Below are 17,841 nucleotides of genomic sequence, written 5' to 3' on the forward strand. Positions count from 1 at the left end.
AAATTCGAATCGAGGCTGGATTGCTCCCAGTCCAGACCGATGGCCAGTAAAGTTTTCGCGATCCGGAAAGACTAGCTGGCGTTGCCGAGGCCCGCGGCGCGCAGCGCCTCAACCAGCCGGTCGGTCAGATCGGCGGGATATTTGCGCTCGGCGAAGGCCGCGCGCGGATCGGCGGCGAATTTCGGGAATTTGGTGGTCAGCTCATCCAGAAGCTTGGCTGCCAGCTGTTCGCGGCCGGCAGCCTTGGCGCCGATCAGCCGCGCCGCCAGATAATGCGATTTCATCGCCGTCGTGCGCAGCGACTCGCTGGCTATCGCGGCCTTGTTCATCTCGCCCAGCATGAATTGCCCGGCGAAAAGCCCAAAATCCCACCATGTCGGATGGCCGCTGAACGTCTCGACGGCATGGGTCAGGATGGGTGTTCCCTCGGCATATTTGCCGGCAAAGATCAGGCCATAGCCGTAAGCGGCAGCCATGCCGAGGTCGTAGGGGTTGAGCTCATAGGCCTTGCGCATCCAGCGGATCGATTCCTCGGTGTTGCCGAGGCGCGAATTGAGGTAGCCATAGGCGCGGTGCGCATAGGGGCTGGTCGGTCCCATCTGGATGGCGCGATGGGCGAAAGACATTGCCTGTTCGACCGTCGCGCCAGGCGGATAGGCGTAATGATCGGTTGCGGCCTCAAGGGTCAGGGAGGCCAGTTCCGAATAGACCAACGACGATTTCGCACCCTGGCCGGCGAGGTTGTCCAGGCAGCGATAGGCGGCCTCGTGCGTCCTGGTGCTCTGGTCGAGATAGTATCTGTCGTTGAGGATCAGGCAGCTCGTCAGCCCGGTCTGAATGCCGTTCTGTTCGATGTAGCTGTAGAGCGGGCCGGAGGCGGGAACGGTCGAGCTGAGGATGGCGGCGATACGATCCTCGACGGTGCCAGGTGCGCTGTCGGCGGCCGTCAGACTGCGGGACAAAAGCACGCGGCCGGTCGCCACGCTCTGCAGTTCGAGCGTCACGTCACCTGCCATTGGTCCCGGCAGGACATCGAAAACGAAGCTGGTCGGGTCGGTGCTTGGGTCGCGCTTGCTGTCGGCGTCGCGGCCGATGAAGTCGATGGTGTCGAAACCGGCAAGGCCGGCGCGCAGCGAAGCGGCGACGCGGCCGGCCTCGGGGCCGGTGGCCTTCACGGCGATGTAGACGAGGGGCAGGGCCTCCATCGACGGCGATGCGATGCTGCTCGTTACGCCAGCGGTCTCGACCACCGAGGTCGGATCACTGCTGGCAAGCAATGCGCCGCTGCCCTGGCGCAGGATGAGCACGCCCAGCATGAGGATGACCAGCGTCATGGCGACCCAGAAGAACTGGAGATGGCGCGCCAGCGAAGGCCCAGGTTCTGTAACCCCCGCGGCCGTCGCGCCAGCGGGAACGGCGTCAAGAGCCGTCTGGTCGGGCGATCCGGGCAAGGCGGCTACCGCCGCCGCAAGCGGCTCCTGCCCAACCGGCAGGCGTATGGCGTTGAGCTCATAGGACGGCACGTAGCCGCCGCGCGGAATGGCAATGCGAACCGGTTCGGCTATGCCTTCATTGGCGAAATAATGCTGGAGAAGTTCGCGTAGCCGGCCTGCCTGCACCCGGACAACGGCGTCGGTCGACGAATCGAAATCGCCGTCCTTGCCGAAGACGTCCATGGCGATGGAGAAACCCTTGAGCCTGTCGGCTTCGCCGGCCTGCTCGCGCTCAACAAGATAGCGCAGCAACTTGCGCGCGCGCTCGGAACGGCCGAACGTTTCGCTGGCGAGCAGTCGCTCCAGTGTCTCGCGCACTGCGGGGGCGGCAGGCGTGGCATGCTGCAAGTGTCGATCCTCTCGAACTCGGCACAGGTTGAGGCGCAATCATATAGAGCCTGCACTTCCATACAAGCATGCTTATGTTATGCGATCGCGTAACACACCGGATAGTTACTGGTGGAGACACGAAAAACCGGAATTTCTCCCGGCAAATGAGGGATTTCCGGGCGCCGCGGACATTCGGCGCCCAGGAAAATATCAGCCGGCCTTGCGGCTAATTATTCGGTTGGCGGCCGAAACAACGGCTTCCAGCGAGGCGGCGACGATGTTGGTGTTGATGCCGGCGCCGAACAGCTTGCCGCCGGGATATTCCATCTCGACATAGGAAATCGCCGAGGCGTTCGAGCCGCGCTGGAGCGAATGTTCGGAATAATCAAGCACCGACATGTCGACGCCAACATGACGCGACAGCGCATCGACGAAGCCGTCGATCGGGCCGGTGCCGGAGCCGGCGATTGTCGTCTCCTTGCCGTTGTCGAGGATCACCGCCTCGACCACGCGCCGGCCCTTTTTCTCGGTATCGGGATAGGTGTGATGGTCGAGGAACTTCAGTCGTGCGCCGGGCTGGTCGACATAGGTTTCGATAAAGCGGTCATGGATGCGTTTTGCCGGCACTTCCTTGCCTTCGGCGTCGGTGATCGCCTGGATCTCCTGGCTGAACTCGATCTGCAGGTTGCGCGGCAGATTGAGGCCGTAATCGGCCTGCAGTACATAGGCGATGCCGCCTTTGCCCGACTGCGAGTTGATGCGGATGATCGCCTCGTAGCTGCGTCCGACATCGGCCGGATCGATCGGCAGATAGGGCACTTCCCAGACCGGCGTGTTGGCCTTCTTCAAGGCCTTCATGCCCTTGTTGATGGCGTCCTGGTGCGAGCCGGAAAAGGCGGTGTAGACGAGTTCGCCGACATAGGGATGGCGCTCGGAGATCTTCAGCTGGTTGGAATATTCGTAGACGTCCTTCATCCGGTTGATGTCGGAGCAATCCAGATGGGGATCGACGCCTTGCGTGTACATGTTGAGCGCCAGCGTCACGATGTCGACATTGCCGGTGCGCTCGCCATTGCCGAACAGCGTGCCTTCGACGCGGTCCGCACCCGCCATCAGGCCGAGCTCGGTGGTGGCGATGCCGGTGCCGCGATCGTTGTGGGGGTGCAGCGAGATCAGCAGGTTCTCGCGGTCGTCCAGGTTGCGGCACATCCATTCGATCCGGTCGGCATAGATGTTGGGCGTCGACATCTCGACGGTCGACGGCAGGTTGATGATCAGTCTGTTGTCGGCTGTCGGCTTCACGATCTCGGTGACGGCGTTGCATATCTCCAGCGCGACTTCGAGCTCGGTGCCGGTAAAGCTTTCGGGCGAATATTCGAAGCGATAACCGCCGCCGGCTTTGGCCGCCATGTCGGTGATCATCTTGGCCGCGTCGGTGGCGATGCGCTTGATACCGCCGACATCCTTCTCGAAGACGACGCGACGCTGCAACTCGCTGGTCGAATTGTAGAAATGCACGATCGGGTTGGTGGCGCCCTTCAGAGATTCGAAGGTGCGGGTGATGAGTTCGGGACGGCACTGCACCAGCACCTGTAGCGAAACATCAGCCGGCACATTGCCTTCCTCGATGCACCAGCGGGCGAAATCGAAATCGGTCTGCGAGGCCGAGGGGAAACCGATCTCGATCTCCTTGAAACCCATGTCGAGCAGCAGGGCGAACATGCGCGCCTTGCGCTCATGACCCATCGGATCGATCAGCGCCTGGTTGCCGTCGCGCAAATCGACCGAGCACCAGACCGGTGCCTTGTCGATGACCTTGTTGGGCCAGGTGCGGTCGGTGAGACCGACCGTCGGGTAGGGCTGGTATTTTCGGGCCGCGCCCGGCATGTGGCCGGCCGCGCGTTTTACGCTTTCGGCTTCGCCGGCGCGGATGTCTTCTCGTGCGTTCATCGTCTTGTTCTCCCGGCGGCTCGCGGATCGGTCTTCGGACGGATTCCAGGGCGAGCAGCGCCTTATCAGATTTTCGTTCGCTTGATGTGAATTGCCAATTTCTGAACTGGCCAAGGAGCGTGCGCGTAAGCGGCGGTTCGACCGCCGGGCGCTCCTTCAGCGAACCCGGCGATCGCCGATAAGGCCGAGAAGAAGCAGGGTCGATGCCAGCGCGCGCACGGTCTCGCCGGCAAAGCCGGTCGGACGGGAAGCGACGGAGGAGACGCGCGTGTTCATGGCGGGGTTCATACAGGAGCCGCCATGGACAGGCAAGTGGGCTGCCATTCCACCACTCGCGAGCACTCTTCCCCATGCGCGGCAAATGCGCCAGACTTGCGTGTAGCCGAGCCCGCAATGCTTCGCCGTCGGAGGGATCATCCGTGAATTTTGTTTTCTTCTCGCCGCATTTTCCCGCCAACGGCGCCGATTTCTGCGACCGGCTGAAAAAGGCCGGCGCTACGGTGCTGGGCATTGGCGATGCGCCTTATGAGGCGCTGGACGGCAAGCTGAAGGTGGCCCTGTCGGAATATTACCGCATCGCCGACATGGAGGACTACGATCCGGTGTTCCGGGCCATGGGTCATTTCATCCACAAATGGGGCCGGATCGAGCGCTTCGAGTCACTCAACGAGCATTGGCTGGAGCTGGAGGCCAACATCCGCACCGACTTCAACATCTACGGAACCAAGCTCGATTTCGTGAAGAATTTGAAGCGCAAGAGCCGCATGCGTGCATTCTTTCGCAAGAGCGGCGTCGACACCATCGCCCAGCGCAAATGCTCCGACCGGGCCGGTGCCATGACCTTCATCCGCCGCGTCGGCTATCCCGTGGTGGTGAAGCCCGATTCCGGTTCCGGCGCCTCGAACACCTTCAAGATTTCCAACGCCAGGGAGCTTGACCAGTTCTTCAGAGACAAGCCCGAGGACGTGACCTTCGTCATGGAGCAGTTCATCGAGGGGCTGGTGGTGACCTTCGATGGGCTGGTCAACCGTGACGGCGAGGTGGTGCTGGCGGCCAGCCACCGCTACGACCAGAGCATCATGGAAGTGGTCAACAAGGACCGCCACATGAGCTACACCTGCTTTCCCAAGGTCCGACCGGCGATCGAAGAAGCCGGCCGCAAGATCCTCAAAGCGTTCGACGTGCGCGAGCGCTTCTTCCACATCGAGCTGTTCGAAACCAAGGACGACCGCGTCATCGCGCTTGAGGTCAACATGCGGCCGCCCGGCGCCTGGATGACCGATGCGATCAACTACACGTTCGACATCGACGTCTACGCGGCCTGGGCGGACATGGTGGTGAAGGATGCCGCCGGCGGGCCTTACGAGGGCAAATATTTCGCCGCCTATGCAAGCCGCAAGCGGCGCCTCGACTATTTGCACAGCCATGAGGACGTGATAGCCGCGCATCGCGACAAGATCGTCCATCATCAGCCAATTGAAGAGGTTTTCAGCCGCGCCATGGGAAATTACGCCTACCAGATGCGCTCGAAGGACGAGAGAGAGCTGCGCGCGGCCGTCGCCTACATCCACGCGGAAAAGGCTTAGACGCGATGGACATCTCTTATCACAAGGGTTTCTCCGGCAATCTCGGCCGCGACATGGAATACAAGCGCTACGGCCATGCCGGCCGGCCGGTGGTGGTGTTCCCGACGTCGCAGGGGCGGTTCTACCAATTCGAGGATTCCGGAGGGGTTGGAGCGCTGGCCGAATTCATCGATACCGGCCGCATCCAGCTGTTCGCGGTCGACGGCGTCGATTCGGAATCGTTCTTCAACAAGCATGCCGGCGCCGCCCACCGTATCGGTCGCCACGAGGCTTATTTCCGATATGTGCGCGAGGAGGCGCTGCCGGAGTTTCTGGCGACCGCCGAGCAAGCCAATGGCGGGCGCAAATTAAAGCCGCTGTTCACCGGCTGTTCGATGGGCGGTTATCATTCCTCGAACTTCGTCTTTCGCTTTCCCGAACTCGCCAGCGGCGTCATCGCGCTGTCGGGCGTCTATTCGGCGGGCGACTTCTTCGGCAAGGTGCTGGAAGGCGACATTTTCTACAATTCGCCGCTCGACTATCTGCCCGGCATCGTAGACCCAAAACTGCTTGCCCGGCTGAAGTCGCTGAGGATGATCTTCTGCTGCGGGCAGGGCGCCTGGGAAGAGCGGATGCTGGTCGAGACCCGCAGGCTGGAACAGATCCTGCGCGACAAATCCATTCCCGCCTGGGTCGACTATTGGGGCGGCGATGTCAGTCATGACTGGCCATGGTGGCACAAGCAGCTGGTCTATTTCTTCGGCCGCTGGCTGGATGATGATCTGATGCACCGGCTCGATTGATGACCACACCCGAACCTATCCGCCGCTTTATCGAGGCCACCAATGCGGGTGATAGCGAAGCCGTTCTCCACACGTTCACAGCCGACGCGTCCCTGACCGACTGGGGGCGGTCCTTCCAAGGCCGCCAGCAGATCGCGCGCTGGAACCAGTCGGACAATATCGGCGTGAAGTCCAATCTTCGCATTGTCCGCATCGCCGAGGTCGAGGGCAGCTACCGCGTCCGCATTGCCGTGAAAGGCAATGGCTTCAACGGCGAGGGTGACATGACCTTCGTGCTGGACGGCCACCGCATAGCGAGCCTCGTCATCTCCTGACGCGGCTCAGCTACCCTTCCTGGCAAACCGGCAGAGCAATGGTCTCGTGTTCCACCGCCCATCCACGGCGCAAGCCGAGAAAGACGACAAGGGCGGTGACGATGGTGATTGCCGCCAGCACGATCAGCAGCCTGTCGAACGCGATCTCATAGGCCTGGACCAGGACCGTGGCTCCGGCACCCGGCAAGCGGGCTGCCGCTTCGCCGATGTTGCCGGTCACCAGCAGCTGCGCGGCGGCGGTTGCATCCAGGGAAGACGCCGTTCCCTGAGCCGCCAGTTGGGCTGCCGTGAAACCCGACAGGACTGCCATGACGATCGCCAGCGCCACGCCTTCGCAAGCGACGCGGGTGGTGTTGAAGATGCCGACCGCCATGCCGGCACGCTCTTTCGGCACGACGCCGACGGCAAGTCCGTCCATCAGCCCCCAGGGCAAGGCGATGCCGACGCCGATGAGGATCAGCGGCGCCACCAGCGCTGCGACGACAGGCGGTGTCAGGCTCAGCCAGACAAGGCCGCCGGCGGCCACAAGCAGGCCGACACCGCAGATCGTTGCCGGAGCGATCCAGCGCGCTACCTGGCCGGCGAGCAGTGGCAGGATCAACAGCGGTCCCGACAGGCAGATCATCAACTGCCCCGCCTTGATCTCGCTCATCCCCTCGATGCCGATGAAGCGGATCGGCAACAGCACCAGCAGGACGACGAAGCCATAGGCGGGAGCGGCCGCCAGGAACTGGACGCCGACGAAGCGGGGAAAGCGGAACAGCGAGAGATCGAGCATCGGCCGGCGCACGCGCCGCTCGACGACGACGAAAGCGGCAAAGCAAAGGGCGGCCGCCACGAGAAGCGCGATCACCAGGGGATCGGTCCAGCCGCTCTGCGGCGCTTGCAGCACGCCGTAGGTCAGCGATGCCAGCGCGATCGTAAAGGTGCCGGCTCCCGCCCAGTCGAGGCCGGTCGCATCCGGATCGCGCGATTCCCTGATGGTGCGCAGGCCGAGCAAAGCGGCTGCAATCGCGAGCACTGCCACCAAGACGAAGATCGATCGCCAGCCGAAAGCATCTATGAGCAGGCCCGACGCGATCGGCCCAAAAGCGAGGCCGATGCCGAAACTGGTGCCGAGGAAGGAGAAGGCGCGCAGCCGCAATGGCCCATCGAATTCCTGGGCAAGAGCGGAGGCGCCGCCGGCAAAGGCGGCGGCACTGCCGAGCCCTTGCGCAGCCCTGAGCACATCGAACCAGACGATATCAGGAGCAAACATCGATCCCAGCGATGCCAGCACATAGGTGGCGAGGCCAACAAGGAAGAGCCGCTTGCGGCCATGATTGTCGGCCAGCGCGCCTGATGCCATCAAGGTGGCGGCGAAGGTCAGCATGAAGGCGTTGGTCACCCAGTTGAGCGCGATCGGGCTGCCGCCGAGGTCGGCCGCAATGCGGGAAAGCGCGACGGCCGGGCCGGTGAAGGTCAAGGGCATTGTCATGGCGGCAAGGCATACCGACAACAGGACAAGCCATGGCGCGACCGCGCCGTTTGTGGTCTTCGGGGTCATAATTTTCCTATCTGAACCAGGATCCGCCGGCCTGCCGCAAGCTTGGTGCGCCGGTCGTAACGGGAAGATAGGCTCGCGACACTTCGAGAAAAATAGTGTTAAATATCCAGATATACCGGACTGAAACGCTCGAATGGAGAGATGCGATGGAACGCCTCAATGGGCTCCTGGCCTTTGCCCGCACGGCTGAGTTCGGCAGCTTCATCGCTGCGGGCCGCACGCTCGGAATCTCGGCATCGGCCGTCGGCAAGAGCGTCGCCAGGCTCGAGCAGGATCTCGGCGTAAGGTTGCTTCAGCGCAGCACGCGCCGCATCGGCCTGACCGAAGAGGGCAAGCTGTTCAACGAGCGGGTGCGGCGCATCCTCGACGACATCGACGATGCCGAGGCGATGCTGTCGCGGAGCCGCGAAACACCGCATGGGCGGCTGCGCGTTTCGACGCCGATCGTGACCTATCATTTGCTGTTCCCGGTGCTGTCGGAGTTCATGGCGCGCTATCCCGAAATCGAACTCGACATCGACTTTAACGACCGCATCGTCGACCTCATCGACGAAGGCGTCGACATCGCGATCCGCAGCGGCGACCTGCCGGATTCGCGCCTGGTGGCGCGGCCGCTTGCACCCTTCCGGCTGCTGTTGTGTGCGGCACCCTCCTATATCGAGCAGCACGGCAACCCGAGCCGCCCGGACGATCTCGTGAACCATTACGGCATCCGCTTCCGCTTTCCCAACAGCGGCAAGCTGCAAGGCTGGCCGTTCATCGGCGGCAGCGCCGAGCCGCAGGTCCGCTCGATGCTGACCTGCAACAACACGGAGGCGCTGAAGGGCGCCACGATGGCCGGGCTCGGCATCAGCTCGATGCCCGATTTCCTGGTCCGCGAGGCGCTGCGTGACGGCCAGCTACGCACGGTGCTGGACGACCATGTCGACGGCCGCGGCCAGTTCCGGTTGTTGTGGCCGTCCAATCGTCATTTGTCGCCGAAGGTTCGCGCCTTCGTCGATTTCCTTCCCGACCGGCTTGCCGCGACGCTGAGCGGCTCTTGAATTAGTCCTTCGCGGCCGACGGCGATAACGAAGACAGCGAGGAATAGCTCTGCTTCTCAGTAGGTGGCGCGGCCGCCGGACAGGTCGAAGGTCGCGCCGGTGGTGAAGGAATTTTCGTCCGATAGCATGAAGGCGATCATCGCAGCCGCCTCTTCGACTTCGACGAACCGGCCTCGCGGCACCTTGCCCAGCATGTAGGCGACCTGGGCCTCAGTGAGCTGTTCGAGGATGCGGGTGCGGGCGGGCGATGGGGTCAGCGCGTTGACGGCGATGTCGTGGCCGGCCAGTTCCTTACCGAGCGATTTTGTCAGCGCGAGCACGCCGGCCTTGGCGGCGGAATAGGCGGCGGCATTCGGATTGCCTTCCTTGCCTGCGACCGAGGCGATGTTGACGATGCGGCCGTAGCTGCGCGCGATCATGCCGGGCACCAGGCGCTTGCAGCAGTAGAAGACGCCGTTGAGGTCGATGTCGATTATCTGGCGCCAGGCGGCAGGATCATAATCCGCCACCGTCGCTGCCGGTCCGGCGATGCCGGCATTGTTTACCAGCAGATCGACCGGACCAAGCGAGCGCTCGGTTTCGGTCGCGGCGCTGTCGACGGCCTCCATCAGCGATTGATCGCACAGCAAACCCTCGACCCGGCCGAGCGGGGCGAGTTCGGAAACGGCCTTCGCCATGGCGGTCTCGTCCACATCCCAGATGGCGACGCTGGCGCCCGATGACAGCAGTCGCCGGGCGACAGCAAGGCCGATGCCTTGCGCGCCGCCGGTCACCACGGCGACCCGGCCTGAGAGATCGACGGCATTCACACGACGTTTCATGGGCACTTTTCCTCTTCCCTGGATATTTGAATCTCAGTCCCTGACGGCTCTCGCCATCAGCCGCGCTATGCTCGGCCCGGCGATGAGCACGACCAGGAAGCGGGCCGACTGCAAGGCCATGACGAAGGATATGTCGACGTTCTGGGCGGCGGCGGCAATGATGGCGACGCTGTCCATGCCGCCGGGGCTGGTCGCGAGATAGGCGGTCAGCGGATCGATACCAAGGACGTGGCTGATCAGCCAGGCTAGCCCGCCGCAAAAGGCGATCAGCACGACGATAGAGCCGACGATCTGCGGCAGCGCCCGTGTCGCATGACGCAGGATCGCCCGGGTAAAATTCAGCCCTATCGACCAGCCGACCATCGCATAGGAGAGCGCCAGCAGCCATGGCGGCAATTGCATCGCCACGCCGAAGCCGAGATGGACGATGGTGCCGATGATGAAGGTGCCGAGGAAGAAGGGTGACGGCAGCCGGCACAACCGGCCGAGCAGGCCGCCGACCAGCGCCACGCCGAGCGTGGCGGCAAAGGCTGCCGGTTCGATCGGCGGGAACCAGACGATGGCTGGTACCTCGATGCCCGAAGTGTCGACCCACATCTTGGCGACGAGTGCTGCCGTCATCGAGACGAAGATGACGCGCAGATACTGCATGAAGGCGACGAGGCGCTGATCGGCGCCGAAGGCACCGGCCATCAGCACCATGGCAGTGGCAGCACCCGGCGACGAGCCCCAGACCGCGGTGGTGCCGGGCAGGATGCGCCAGCGGCTGATCAACCAGCCAAGCAGGCTGGACGCCGCAAGGGTCGCCAGCACCACGACAAGGACCAGCGGCCATTCCTTGTAGAACACCGAAAAAATGTCGGTGGAGATCGACGCCGCGACCAGACAGCCGACCAAGGCCTGGGCGGCGGCGAACAGCGGCCGCGGCACGCGCACCGTGGCGCCATTGGTGCCGGCAAGGATCGCCGCCAGCATCGGGCCGATCAGCAGCGCCGCCGGCAGTGCGGCGTATTCCAGCGCGCCGGCGAACAGCAGCGAGACGATCAGCAGCACCACCCACTGCCGAACCGGACGCATGCGCGCCATGCGTTCGACGGCCGGTTGGTCTGGCGAAGAGTCCATGTTTGGGTCTTAGACCTGGAAGAGAAAAATGCGAACGCTGTCTCGGACGAAATTCACGACCCCGACCCCGCGTTGGGATGTCACTCGTTCTTGATGGCGGGCAGGCCGAAACCGCCGGCCGGATGGGTCTCGACCTGGAATTCGAAGCCGGCGATGATCGGCCGGGCCTTGGCGATCGCTGCCTGGACCTCCGGCAGCTGCAGCGAAGCCTTGTGGCTTGCGGCGTCGGTCCACACTTCGGTCACCCAGATCGCGTCGGCATCGGCCGGGTCGCGGGCGATGACATAACTCAGGCAACCCGGCATGGCGCCGGTCGAGGCGAGCAGCACATCCATGATCGCGTCGCGCTGGCCGCGCGACGCCCGCATCTTTCCGATCAATCCGTACATTGCCTCTCCCCTTCTTCCAACCTCAGCAAACGTGCGCACGACATGCATGGTTGCGAGACGCAGTATGCAATTGCCGGCTCACGGCATCAACTGGCCACCGTTCACCTCGATCACCTGGCCGGTGATGTAACCACTCAGGAGATCGGAGGATAGGAAGAGATAGGCGCCGACGCAGTCTTCGGCCGTGCCGGCACGCCCTTGAGGAATGGTGGCGACCATGCCCTTCATCTGCTCGTCGGTGGAATAGCGCTCATGGAAGGGTGTCGCGATGGTGCCCGGCGCCACCGCGTTGACGCGGATGCCGAAGCCGATCAGTTCCTTGGCCATGCCGCGCGTCACATTGGAGACAAAGGCCTTGGCCGAACCGTACAGCCCGGCGCCGCCGCCAGCGCCATTGCGCGCCGCGATCGACGAGGTGTTGACGATGAAGCCGCCCTGCTTCTTCAGCCATGGCATCGCCTTGCGCGAGGCCGTCAGCACCGAGCGGGCGTTGAGGTCCATCACCGCGTCGTAGTGCGCCTCGGTCTGCTCCGCATAAGGTACGCGGCCGAGCATGCCGCCGGCATTGTTGATCAGCCCGTCGAGCCGCCCGAATGTTTCGGCGCTCTCCTCGACTACCCGCTCGACATCGGCTGCCTGTGAGAAGTCGCCCTGTGTCAGGAACACCTCACCGCCGCTGTCGCGGATGTTTTTGGCCAGCGTTTCTGCGGCCTCCCGGCTCGAATTGTAGTGCAGGGCGACCCGGCATTTCTGGGCGGCGTAGGCCAGTGCAAGGGCGGCACCGATGCCGGTCGAAGCGCCGGTGACCAGCACCGCCTTGCCGGCAAGATCGGGGATGACGAGGGTGGTCGCGGTCATGAGCACTTTCCTTCGGGCTGTTTGGCCACCCTTCGTAGGCTCTCATGGCCTTCACGTTCAAGCCCGTGGCGGCTCAGGGCCGGAGATAGGCGTAGCCCTGGCGCTGCAGTTCGGCGAGCTTGACGACGCCGCCCTTGTCGGCGGCGTGGAAGCCCTCGAGCAGGTCGGCAAGCGTGATCTCCATGCCTTGCATGGTGTTGCCGCAGGCATGCGGCTCAAGGCCCTGCTGGACAAGGCCGGCAAAGCGTCCCGAGATCGCCGCCGATATGCCTTTCGACTTGAAGCCGGCGAGGGCCGGACCATGCACGACCAACACGATGTCGACATTGCCGCCGGTGCCTTCATAGTGGTTCTTGATGTTGCCGAGCACGAAGTTGACCTTATCGAGGTCGCTGAGGTGATAGGCGACCTTCGGTCTGTCTTCAGCGGCGGCGGCCCGGCTCAGCCCGAACAGGCCGGCGGCACCGGCAAGGCTGGCCCGGAACATGTCGCGTCGACGCATGGCATCCTCTCGGCTTGGCGCTCCCCGCAAATTGCGTGGCTGCGGCCATGATACTAGCATAAATTCACGTTACGTCCTGTCGATGCGAGGAGGGGGTCACATGGCGTTCAGGAAGTGGAAGGTTGTTGCCAGCGCTGGATTTGGCGCCGTGCTGCTCGGCGCGTTTGAGGGTTTTGCCGGCGATGCGCTTAAATTACCCGAACTCAGCCCGAATGGCGTCGATGCGTGTTTCGGCCGCGTCTATGATGCGGCGCACCTCAAGGCGCATCCAAAGCAGAAGGTGGCGCGGATCTTCTTCCTCTATGGCCATGATCCGGTGAGCCATCCGAACGAGGAGCCGATGGCAAACGCCGACACCTCCTACAACGGTTTTCTCACCACCATGGTGCGCGGCGCCAAGGCGCCGCAATGGGCCGGCGGCTGGTGCAATCACGAGTCCGAGGACGGCAAGTCAGGTCCGATCCGCTGCGGCATGGACTGCGACCGCACCATGGCGTCGCTGAAGCTCGACGACAAAGGCCGCCTGATCCTCACCGATGTCTCGTCCGATCTCTATCTCGACGCCGGATCGGAGGACGAACTGGGCGAAGCCGAATATGACCGGCAGGCGCTGGGCTCGGAGGACGATAATTTCCGTCTCGACCCGATGCCGGCCGCAACCTGCCAGGCTGAATTCGCCAAGATCGACCCGATCGATCCGGCGCTTGGGGCTCCCTTGCGCGAGCGACTGAAACCGGACCAACCCTTCTGCTTCGGGCGAGACTACGATGCCGCGCATCTCTCCTCGCATCCCGACCAGGTGACGCAGTCGATCCGGGTCTTCCGCGGGCCGGTCGAACTCGCCTCCTTTGCCTCAGGCGATGTCGCCAACTGGCCCGACGGCTCCGATGTCGCCGTCTCGGTGACCACCAGGAAGAACGGGACGAAGGTCACGCAGACCTATTCCTGCCAGGGTGAAGCGGATCAATGGCGCTGCGCGGCCAGTTCGAAGATGAGCAACTTTTCCTGCGATATCGCGCAAAAGGAAATCTTCCTCAAGCGCGGCGCCAACGGCACCCTGATGCTGGCCAACCCCAATAGCAGCCTGGCGATTGTCGATCTGTGCTCGGCGGATGGCAAGACCAAGTCCGATGACAAGGTCTACCGTTTGGAGGCTATGCCGCAGACGGCCTGCACTCGTTGAGTTCGATCTTGTCTATGACGCTACCATGGTATATATCTTTGCTATATCTCATTTGAGGATAGCACATGGACAAGGCAAAGGTGTTCTGGTCAGGCCGGTCACAAGCTGTGCGCTTGCCTAAGGAGTTTCGGTTCGAGGCAGACGAGGTTTCGATCCGTCGTCATGGGCAAACTGTCATCTTGGAGCCGCTTGCGCAGGATTGGGCATGGCTCGACCAGGTCATCGGACCGGTTGACGACGATTTCGTCCAGGGAGCGCTGGAGCGTCAGGATGGTCAGGATCGACCTGCTTTGGATGACCTCTTTAAGTGACCTACCTGCTCGACACCAATGCCGTCATAGCGATCATCGCGGGCGACGAGGGTCTGCTGGCTTTGCTCAAACGGCATGCACCACAAGACTTTGCTCTCTCGGCGGTCGTTTTGCATGAGCTGTACTACGGCGCTGAAAAGAGCCAGCGAAAGGTCCAAAATCTGGCGCGCATCGAAGCTTTGCAGTTCCCGGTACTTGAATTCGACCGAGACGACGCGAGACATGCCGGCGAGATTCGTGCTGGGCTTGCGGCACTGGGAACCCCGATTGGTCCCTACGATGCGCTGATTGGCGGGCAGGCACGTGCTCGGGACCTCACGCTGATAACCCGCAATATCCGGGAATTCGAGCGGATCAAAGATCTCACTATCGAAACGTGGTAACTCGCCTCACGCGAACGGCACCGCCGTCGTGCCTTTCGGCAGCTTCGCCTCGTCGTCCGGCTCGACATGGATGGTGACGCGCACCGAGGGGATTTCGGCCTTCAGCGCGTCCTCGATGCGGTCGCAAATGACGTGGCTGGCGCCGACCGTCATGTCGGCGTCGACGACCAGGTGGAACTCGATGAAGGTGGCGCGGCCGGCGATGCGGGTCTTGAGGTCATGAACCTCCAGCGCGCCCTTGCAATTGGCCGAGATGATGTCGCGAATGTGGATGTGTTCGGTCGTGTCCACTGCGCGGTCCATCAGCCCGTTCATCGACGAGCCGATGACGTGCCAGCCCTGCCACAGGATGTTGAGCGCGACGATGACGGCAAGCGCCGGATCAAGGATCTGCCAACCGGTCAGGATAGCGCCGACGAGGCCGCCGAAGACGCCGACCGAGGTCACGACGTCGGTCATGATGTGCCGGCCGTCGGCGACCAGCGCCGGTGATTTTGCGCTGCGCCCGGCGCGGATCAGCGTCCAGGCCCAGAAGGCGTTGATGACGGTGGCGACGCCGTTGATCGCCAAGCCCTCCCAGGGTTGTTCGAGCGGGGTCGGCGTCTGCCAGGAGCGCCAGACCTCGTTGAGGATCAAAAGCGCGGCGAGCACGATCAGCACGCCTTCCAGCACCGCCGAAAAATACTCGGCCTTGTGGTGGCCGAACGGATGGTCCTGGTCGGCCGGCTTGTAGCTGACCAGGACCGCCCAATAGGCGGCGGCCGAGGCTATGACGTTGACGATCGATTCCAATGCGTCCGAATAGAGCGCAACGGAGCCGGTGACGTACCAGGCGGCAAGCTTGAGCGCGAGCACCACGCAGGCGATGACAATCGACCAGAAGGCAAGGCTGGCGATCCTTTGCCTGGCCGCTGCCTTCGCTGCGATCGCCGCCATGTTGTCCGTTGCCGCCATCTTTTCTAAGCGGCCTTTTCCTTGGCCTTGCGCGGCAGATGCGCAACGATGTTTTCGATGATGCGCATGCCGGCATTGTGGCCGAGCGTCATGATCGATTCCGGATGGAACTGGACGGCGGCGATCGGCTCCTTGCGGTGTTCGAAGGCCATGATGATGCCATCCTCGGTCTCGGCGGTGACGATGAAATCGTCGGGCAGCCGCACCGGATCGGCAAAGATCGAGTGGTAGCGGCCGACGGTCACTTCCTTGGGCAGGCCGGAGAAGATGATTCCGGGCTTGGAGACGCGGATGCGCGACGGCTTGCCGTGCATCGGCACGTGCAACTGCCTGAGTTCGCCGCCATAGGCCTCGGCCAGCGCCTGCAGGCCAAGGCAGACGCCGAAGATCGGCAGGTCGCGGGCGCGGGCGTTCTTGATGGTCGCGGCGCAGTCGAAATCCTTCGGCGTGCCCGGTCCGGGCGACAGCACGACGAGATCGGGCTTCAGCCGTTCGAAGACTTCTTCCGGCACCGGCGAACGCACGGTCGAGACATTGGCACCGGTCTGGCGGAAATAGTTGGCCAGTGTGTGGACAAAGGAGTCTTCGTGGTCGACGAGCAGGATGTTGACGCCGTCGCCGACGCGCGCGGTGGTGCGTTCGGCGCCTGCGGCATTGCCCAATTTGGCGTCGCGAATGGCGGAGAGCATGGCGGATGCCTTCAGTTCGGTTTCGGCTTCTTCTTCCTCGGGGATGCTGTCGAAGAGCAACGTGGCGCCTGCTCGCACCTCGGCAATGCCGTCCTTGATGCGGATGGTGCGGAGCGTCAGGCCGGTGTTCATGTCGCCGTTGAAATTGACCATGCCGATGGCGCCGCCATACCAGGCACGCGGGCTCTTTTCGTTCTGCTCGATGAAGCGCATCGCCCACAGTTTCGGCGCACCGGTGACGGTGACCGCCCAGGCATGCGACAGGAAGGCGTCGAAGGCATCCATGCCTTCGCGCAGGCGCCCTTCGATGTGATCGACGGTGTGGATCAGGCGTGAATACATCTCGATCTGGCGGCGGCCGATGACGCGCACCGAGCCCGGATCGCAGACCCTGGACTTGTCGTTGCGGTCGACGTCCGAGCACATGGTCAGCTCGGATTCATCCTTCTTGGAATTGAGCAGCTTCAGGATCTGCTCGCTGTCGGAAATGGCGTCATCGCCGCGCTTGATGGTGCCGGAGATCGGGCAGGTCTCGACGCGGCGGCCGTTGACGCGCACGAACATTTCGGGCGAGGCGCCGATCAGATACTCGTTTTCGCCGAGATTGATGAAGAAGGAATAGGGCGACGGGTTGATCGACTTCAGCTTGCGCGAGATTTCGGAAGGCTGCGTCTCGCAGCGTTCGTAGAACATCTGCCCGGGCACGACCTCGAACAGGTCGCCGCGCTTGAAACTGTCCATCGCCTTGCGCACCAGATTGGCGTATTCGCCAGGCTCATGGTCGCCGCGCGGCGGGATGCGGTCGGCGGTCTTGAACGGTTCGGCGATTTCGTCGCGCGGCAGCCCCCCGGTTGAAAAACCGTCGCCGGAATAGTCGTAGCGGTCGGTCCAGGCCTTGGTCGAATAATGGTCGACGACCAGGATCTCGTCAGGCAGGAACAGCACGAGATCGCGCTGGCTCTGTTTGCGCTCGAGCTTGTAGTCGACCGGATCGAACTGGAAGGCGAGGTCGTAACCGAAGGCGCCGTAAAGGCCGAGATTGGCGTCTTCATCGGTCTTGAACAGAGCGGTGATGGCGCGCAGCACAGTAAACACAGAGGGGACGCGGCTGCGCTCTTCCTCGGTGAAGACGCGGCCGGGCTTGGCGACATCGAGGCGGATCAGCTTTTTCGAGGTTTCAGCAATCGTCACCTCGGCAACGCCGGCCAGCGTCTTGCCGATCACCGGCAGCAGCACTTCGCCACGGCCATTCAGCGCCTCGATGCGCATGGCGCGGCCACGCGCGGAAATCACCAGCGGCGGATCGATGATGGCCGTATCCCAGCGTGTGTAGCGGCCCGGATATTCGTAATTCGAGGAAAACACCGCACCACGGCGCGAGTTCAAGCCATCGACATAGGCATCGATCGCACCGGCGTAAGGCTTGTCGTGGCGTTCGCGGGTGATGGTGACACCACCTGCGGTCACGAAGCTTTCCGCGCCGTTTTCCAGAGCCTTCATCGTCATTGCCGTCTCCATATGGCTTGTTGGGGCAACGGACCCGGGAATGGCTTTGAAAAAACAAATGGCCGCCCGGACATTCCGT

17 protein-coding genes are annotated in these 17,841 nt (G+C 63.0%); 7 read left to right on the forward strand and 10 right to left on the reverse strand.

The window, feature by feature from the left end; genetic code table 11:
- Positions 1–71 precede the first annotated feature (71 nt).
- On the reverse strand, positions 72–1,841 hold the full coding sequence (locus tag NKK50_RS08565; RefSeq protein WP_352543261.1) for a tetratricopeptide repeat protein: 1,770 nt from the start codon (positions 1,839–1,841) through the stop codon (positions 72–74).
- A gap of 192 nt (positions 1,842–2,033) precedes the next feature.
- Entirely contained in the window at positions 2,034–3,710 is a 1,677-nt protein-coding gene (gene leuA / locus NKK50_RS08570; RefSeq protein WP_352543309.1) for a 2-isopropylmalate synthase, read from the reverse strand.
- 482 nt (positions 3,711–4,192) lie between these two features.
- Between leuA and NKK50_RS08575 the strand changes: the two genes are divergently transcribed.
- Genes NKK50_RS08575 through NKK50_RS08585 form a run of 3 tightly spaced genes read left to right on the forward strand, consistent with a single transcriptional unit; the run spans position 4,193 to position 6,455 of the window.
- A complete protein-coding gene (locus NKK50_RS08575) occupies positions 4,193–5,359 on the forward strand; it encodes an ATP-grasp domain-containing protein (protein ID WP_352543262.1) in 1,167 nt (388 codons plus the stop codon).
- 5 nt (positions 5,360–5,364) lie between these two features.
- Positions 5,365–6,141, forward strand: a complete 777-nt coding sequence (locus NKK50_RS08580; RefSeq protein WP_352459827.1) for an esterase family protein — start codon at positions 5,365–5,367, stop codon at positions 6,139–6,141.
- A complete protein-coding gene (locus NKK50_RS08585) occupies positions 6,141–6,455 on the forward strand; it encodes a nuclear transport factor 2 family protein (protein WP_031192978.1) in 315 nt (104 codons plus the stop codon). Before NKK50_RS08580 ends, NKK50_RS08585 begins: the two co-directional genes overlap by 1 nt.
- Before the next feature lie 10 nt (positions 6,456–6,465).
- On the opposite strand, the gene NKK50_RS08590 is transcribed toward NKK50_RS08585, so the two are convergent.
- Entirely contained in the window at positions 6,466–8,001 is a 1,536-nt protein-coding gene (locus NKK50_RS08590) for an MFS transporter (RefSeq protein ID WP_023751273.1), read from the reverse strand.
- Positions 8,002–8,147: 146 nt separating this feature from the next.
- Here NKK50_RS08590 and NKK50_RS08595 point away from each other — a divergent pair, with 146 nt between their 5' ends.
- The gene (locus tag NKK50_RS08595) at positions 8,148–9,044 is read left to right on the forward strand and encodes a LysR family transcriptional regulator (protein WP_023695836.1); all 897 of its coding nucleotides are present in this window, start codon (positions 8,148–8,150) and stop codon (positions 9,042–9,044) included.
- Positions 9,045–9,100: 56 nt separating this feature from the next.
- Here the strand turns inward: NKK50_RS08595 and NKK50_RS08600 are convergent, their stop codons facing one another.
- The 5 genes from NKK50_RS08600 to NKK50_RS08620 all read right to left on the reverse strand — a co-directional run bounded on the left by NKK50_RS08600 (position 9,101) and on the right by NKK50_RS08620 (position 12,736).
- Positions 9,101–9,853, reverse strand: coding sequence for an SDR family NAD(P)-dependent oxidoreductase (locus tag NKK50_RS08600; protein WP_023669968.1), 753 nt, complete (start codon positions 9,851–9,853; stop codon positions 9,101–9,103).
- Positions 9,854–9,898: 45 nt separating this feature from the next.
- Entirely contained in the window at positions 9,899–10,987 is a 1,089-nt protein-coding gene (locus tag NKK50_RS08605) for an AbrB family transcriptional regulator (protein WP_023751272.1), read from the reverse strand.
- An 80-nt stretch (positions 10,988–11,067) separates the two neighbouring features.
- Entirely contained in the window at positions 11,068–11,376 is a 309-nt protein-coding gene (locus NKK50_RS08610) for a putative quinol monooxygenase (RefSeq protein WP_023686181.1), read from the reverse strand.
- Between the two features lie 78 nt (positions 11,377–11,454).
- On the reverse strand, positions 11,455–12,234 hold the full coding sequence (locus NKK50_RS08615) for an SDR family NAD(P)-dependent oxidoreductase (RefSeq protein ID WP_023686180.1): 780 nt from the start codon (positions 12,232–12,234) through the stop codon (positions 11,455–11,457).
- 73 nt (positions 12,235–12,307) lie between these two features.
- Entirely contained in the window at positions 12,308–12,736 is a 429-nt protein-coding gene (locus tag NKK50_RS08620) for a DsrE family protein (RefSeq protein WP_023686179.1), read from the reverse strand.
- 100 nt (positions 12,737–12,836) lie between these two features.
- Between NKK50_RS08620 and NKK50_RS08625 the strand changes: the two genes are divergently transcribed.
- The 3 genes from NKK50_RS08625 to NKK50_RS08635 all read left to right on the forward strand — a co-directional run bounded on the left by NKK50_RS08625 (position 12,837) and on the right by NKK50_RS08635 (position 14,613).
- Positions 12,837–13,919: a hypothetical protein gene (locus NKK50_RS08625; RefSeq protein ID WP_023814969.1), complete on the forward strand. Its 1,083-nt coding sequence runs from the start codon at positions 12,837–12,839 to the stop codon at positions 13,917–13,919.
- A gap of 65 nt (positions 13,920–13,984) precedes the next feature.
- Positions 13,985–14,230, forward strand: coding sequence for an antitoxin (locus NKK50_RS08630; protein WP_023724992.1), 246 nt, complete (start codon positions 13,985–13,987; stop codon positions 14,228–14,230).
- Positions 14,227–14,613, forward strand: a complete 387-nt coding sequence (locus NKK50_RS08635; protein WP_023724991.1) for a type II toxin-antitoxin system VapC family toxin — start codon at positions 14,227–14,229, stop codon at positions 14,611–14,613. Before NKK50_RS08630 ends, NKK50_RS08635 begins: the two co-directional genes overlap by 4 nt.
- Positions 14,614–14,619: 6 nt before the next feature.
- Here NKK50_RS08635 and NKK50_RS08640 read toward each other — a convergent pair whose 3' ends face one another.
- Both NKK50_RS08640 and NKK50_RS08645 read right to left on the reverse strand, forming a co-directional pair.
- Positions 14,620–15,549: a cation diffusion facilitator family transporter gene (locus tag NKK50_RS08640; RefSeq protein ID WP_196813813.1), complete on the reverse strand. Its 930-nt coding sequence runs from the start codon at positions 15,547–15,549 to the stop codon at positions 14,620–14,622.
- Positions 15,550–15,572: 23 nt separating this feature from the next.
- Positions 15,573–17,762: an anthranilate synthase gene (locus tag NKK50_RS08645; RefSeq protein WP_023814971.1), complete on the reverse strand. Its 2,190-nt coding sequence runs from the start codon at positions 17,760–17,762 to the stop codon at positions 15,573–15,575.
- Positions 17,763–17,841: the final 79 nt, after the last annotated feature.

This window comes from Mesorhizobium sp. M0001, from assembly GCF_040324255.1.
In the GTDB taxonomy this organism is placed as follows: Bacteria; Pseudomonadota; Alphaproteobacteria; order Rhizobiales; family Rhizobiaceae; genus Mesorhizobium.

Bases quoted from the DNA above. Each gene is read 5' to 3' on its own strand.
- leuA (WP_352543309.1), bottom strand. From the start codon at position 3,710: ATGCCGGGCGCGGCCCGAAAATACCAGCCCTACCCGACGGTCGGTCTC.
- NKK50_RS08580 (WP_352459827.1), top strand. From the start codon at position 5,365: ATGGACATCTCTTATCACAAGGGTTTCTCCGGCAATCTCGGCCGCGAC.
- NKK50_RS08585 (WP_031192978.1), top strand. From the start codon at position 6,141: ATGACCACACCCGAACCTATCCGCCGCTTTATCGAGGCCACCAATGCG.
- NKK50_RS08590 (WP_023751273.1), bottom strand. From the start codon at position 8,001: ATGACCCCGAAGACCACAAACGGCGCGGTCGCGCCATGGCTTGTCCTG.
- NKK50_RS08595 (WP_023695836.1), top strand. From the start codon at position 8,148: ATGGAACGCCTCAATGGGCTCCTGGCCTTTGCCCGCACGGCTGAGTTC.
- NKK50_RS08605 (WP_023751272.1), bottom strand. From the start codon at position 10,987: ATGGACTCTTCGCCAGACCAACCGGCCGTCGAACGCATGGCGCGCATG.
- NKK50_RS08610 (WP_023686181.1), bottom strand. From the start codon at position 11,376: ATGTACGGATTGATCGGAAAGATGCGGGCGTCGCGCGGCCAGCGCGAC.
- NKK50_RS08615 (WP_023686180.1), bottom strand. From the start codon at position 12,234: ATGACCGCGACCACCCTCGTCATCCCCGATCTTGCCGGCAAGGCGGTG.
- NKK50_RS08620 (WP_023686179.1), bottom strand. From the start codon at position 12,736: ATGCGTCGACGCGACATGTTCCGGGCCAGCCTTGCCGGTGCCGCCGGC.
- NKK50_RS08625 (WP_023814969.1), top strand. From the start codon at position 12,837: ATGGCGTTCAGGAAGTGGAAGGTTGTTGCCAGCGCTGGATTTGGCGCC.
- NKK50_RS08630 (WP_023724992.1), top strand. From the start codon at position 13,985: ATGGACAAGGCAAAGGTGTTCTGGTCAGGCCGGTCACAAGCTGTGCGC.
- NKK50_RS08640 (WP_196813813.1), bottom strand. From the start codon at position 15,549: ATGGCGGCGATCGCAGCGAAGGCAGCGGCCAGGCAAAGGATCGCCAGC.
- NKK50_RS08645 (WP_023814971.1), bottom strand. From the start codon at position 17,762: ATGACGATGAAGGCTCTGGAAAACGGCGCGGAAAGCTTCGTGACCGCA.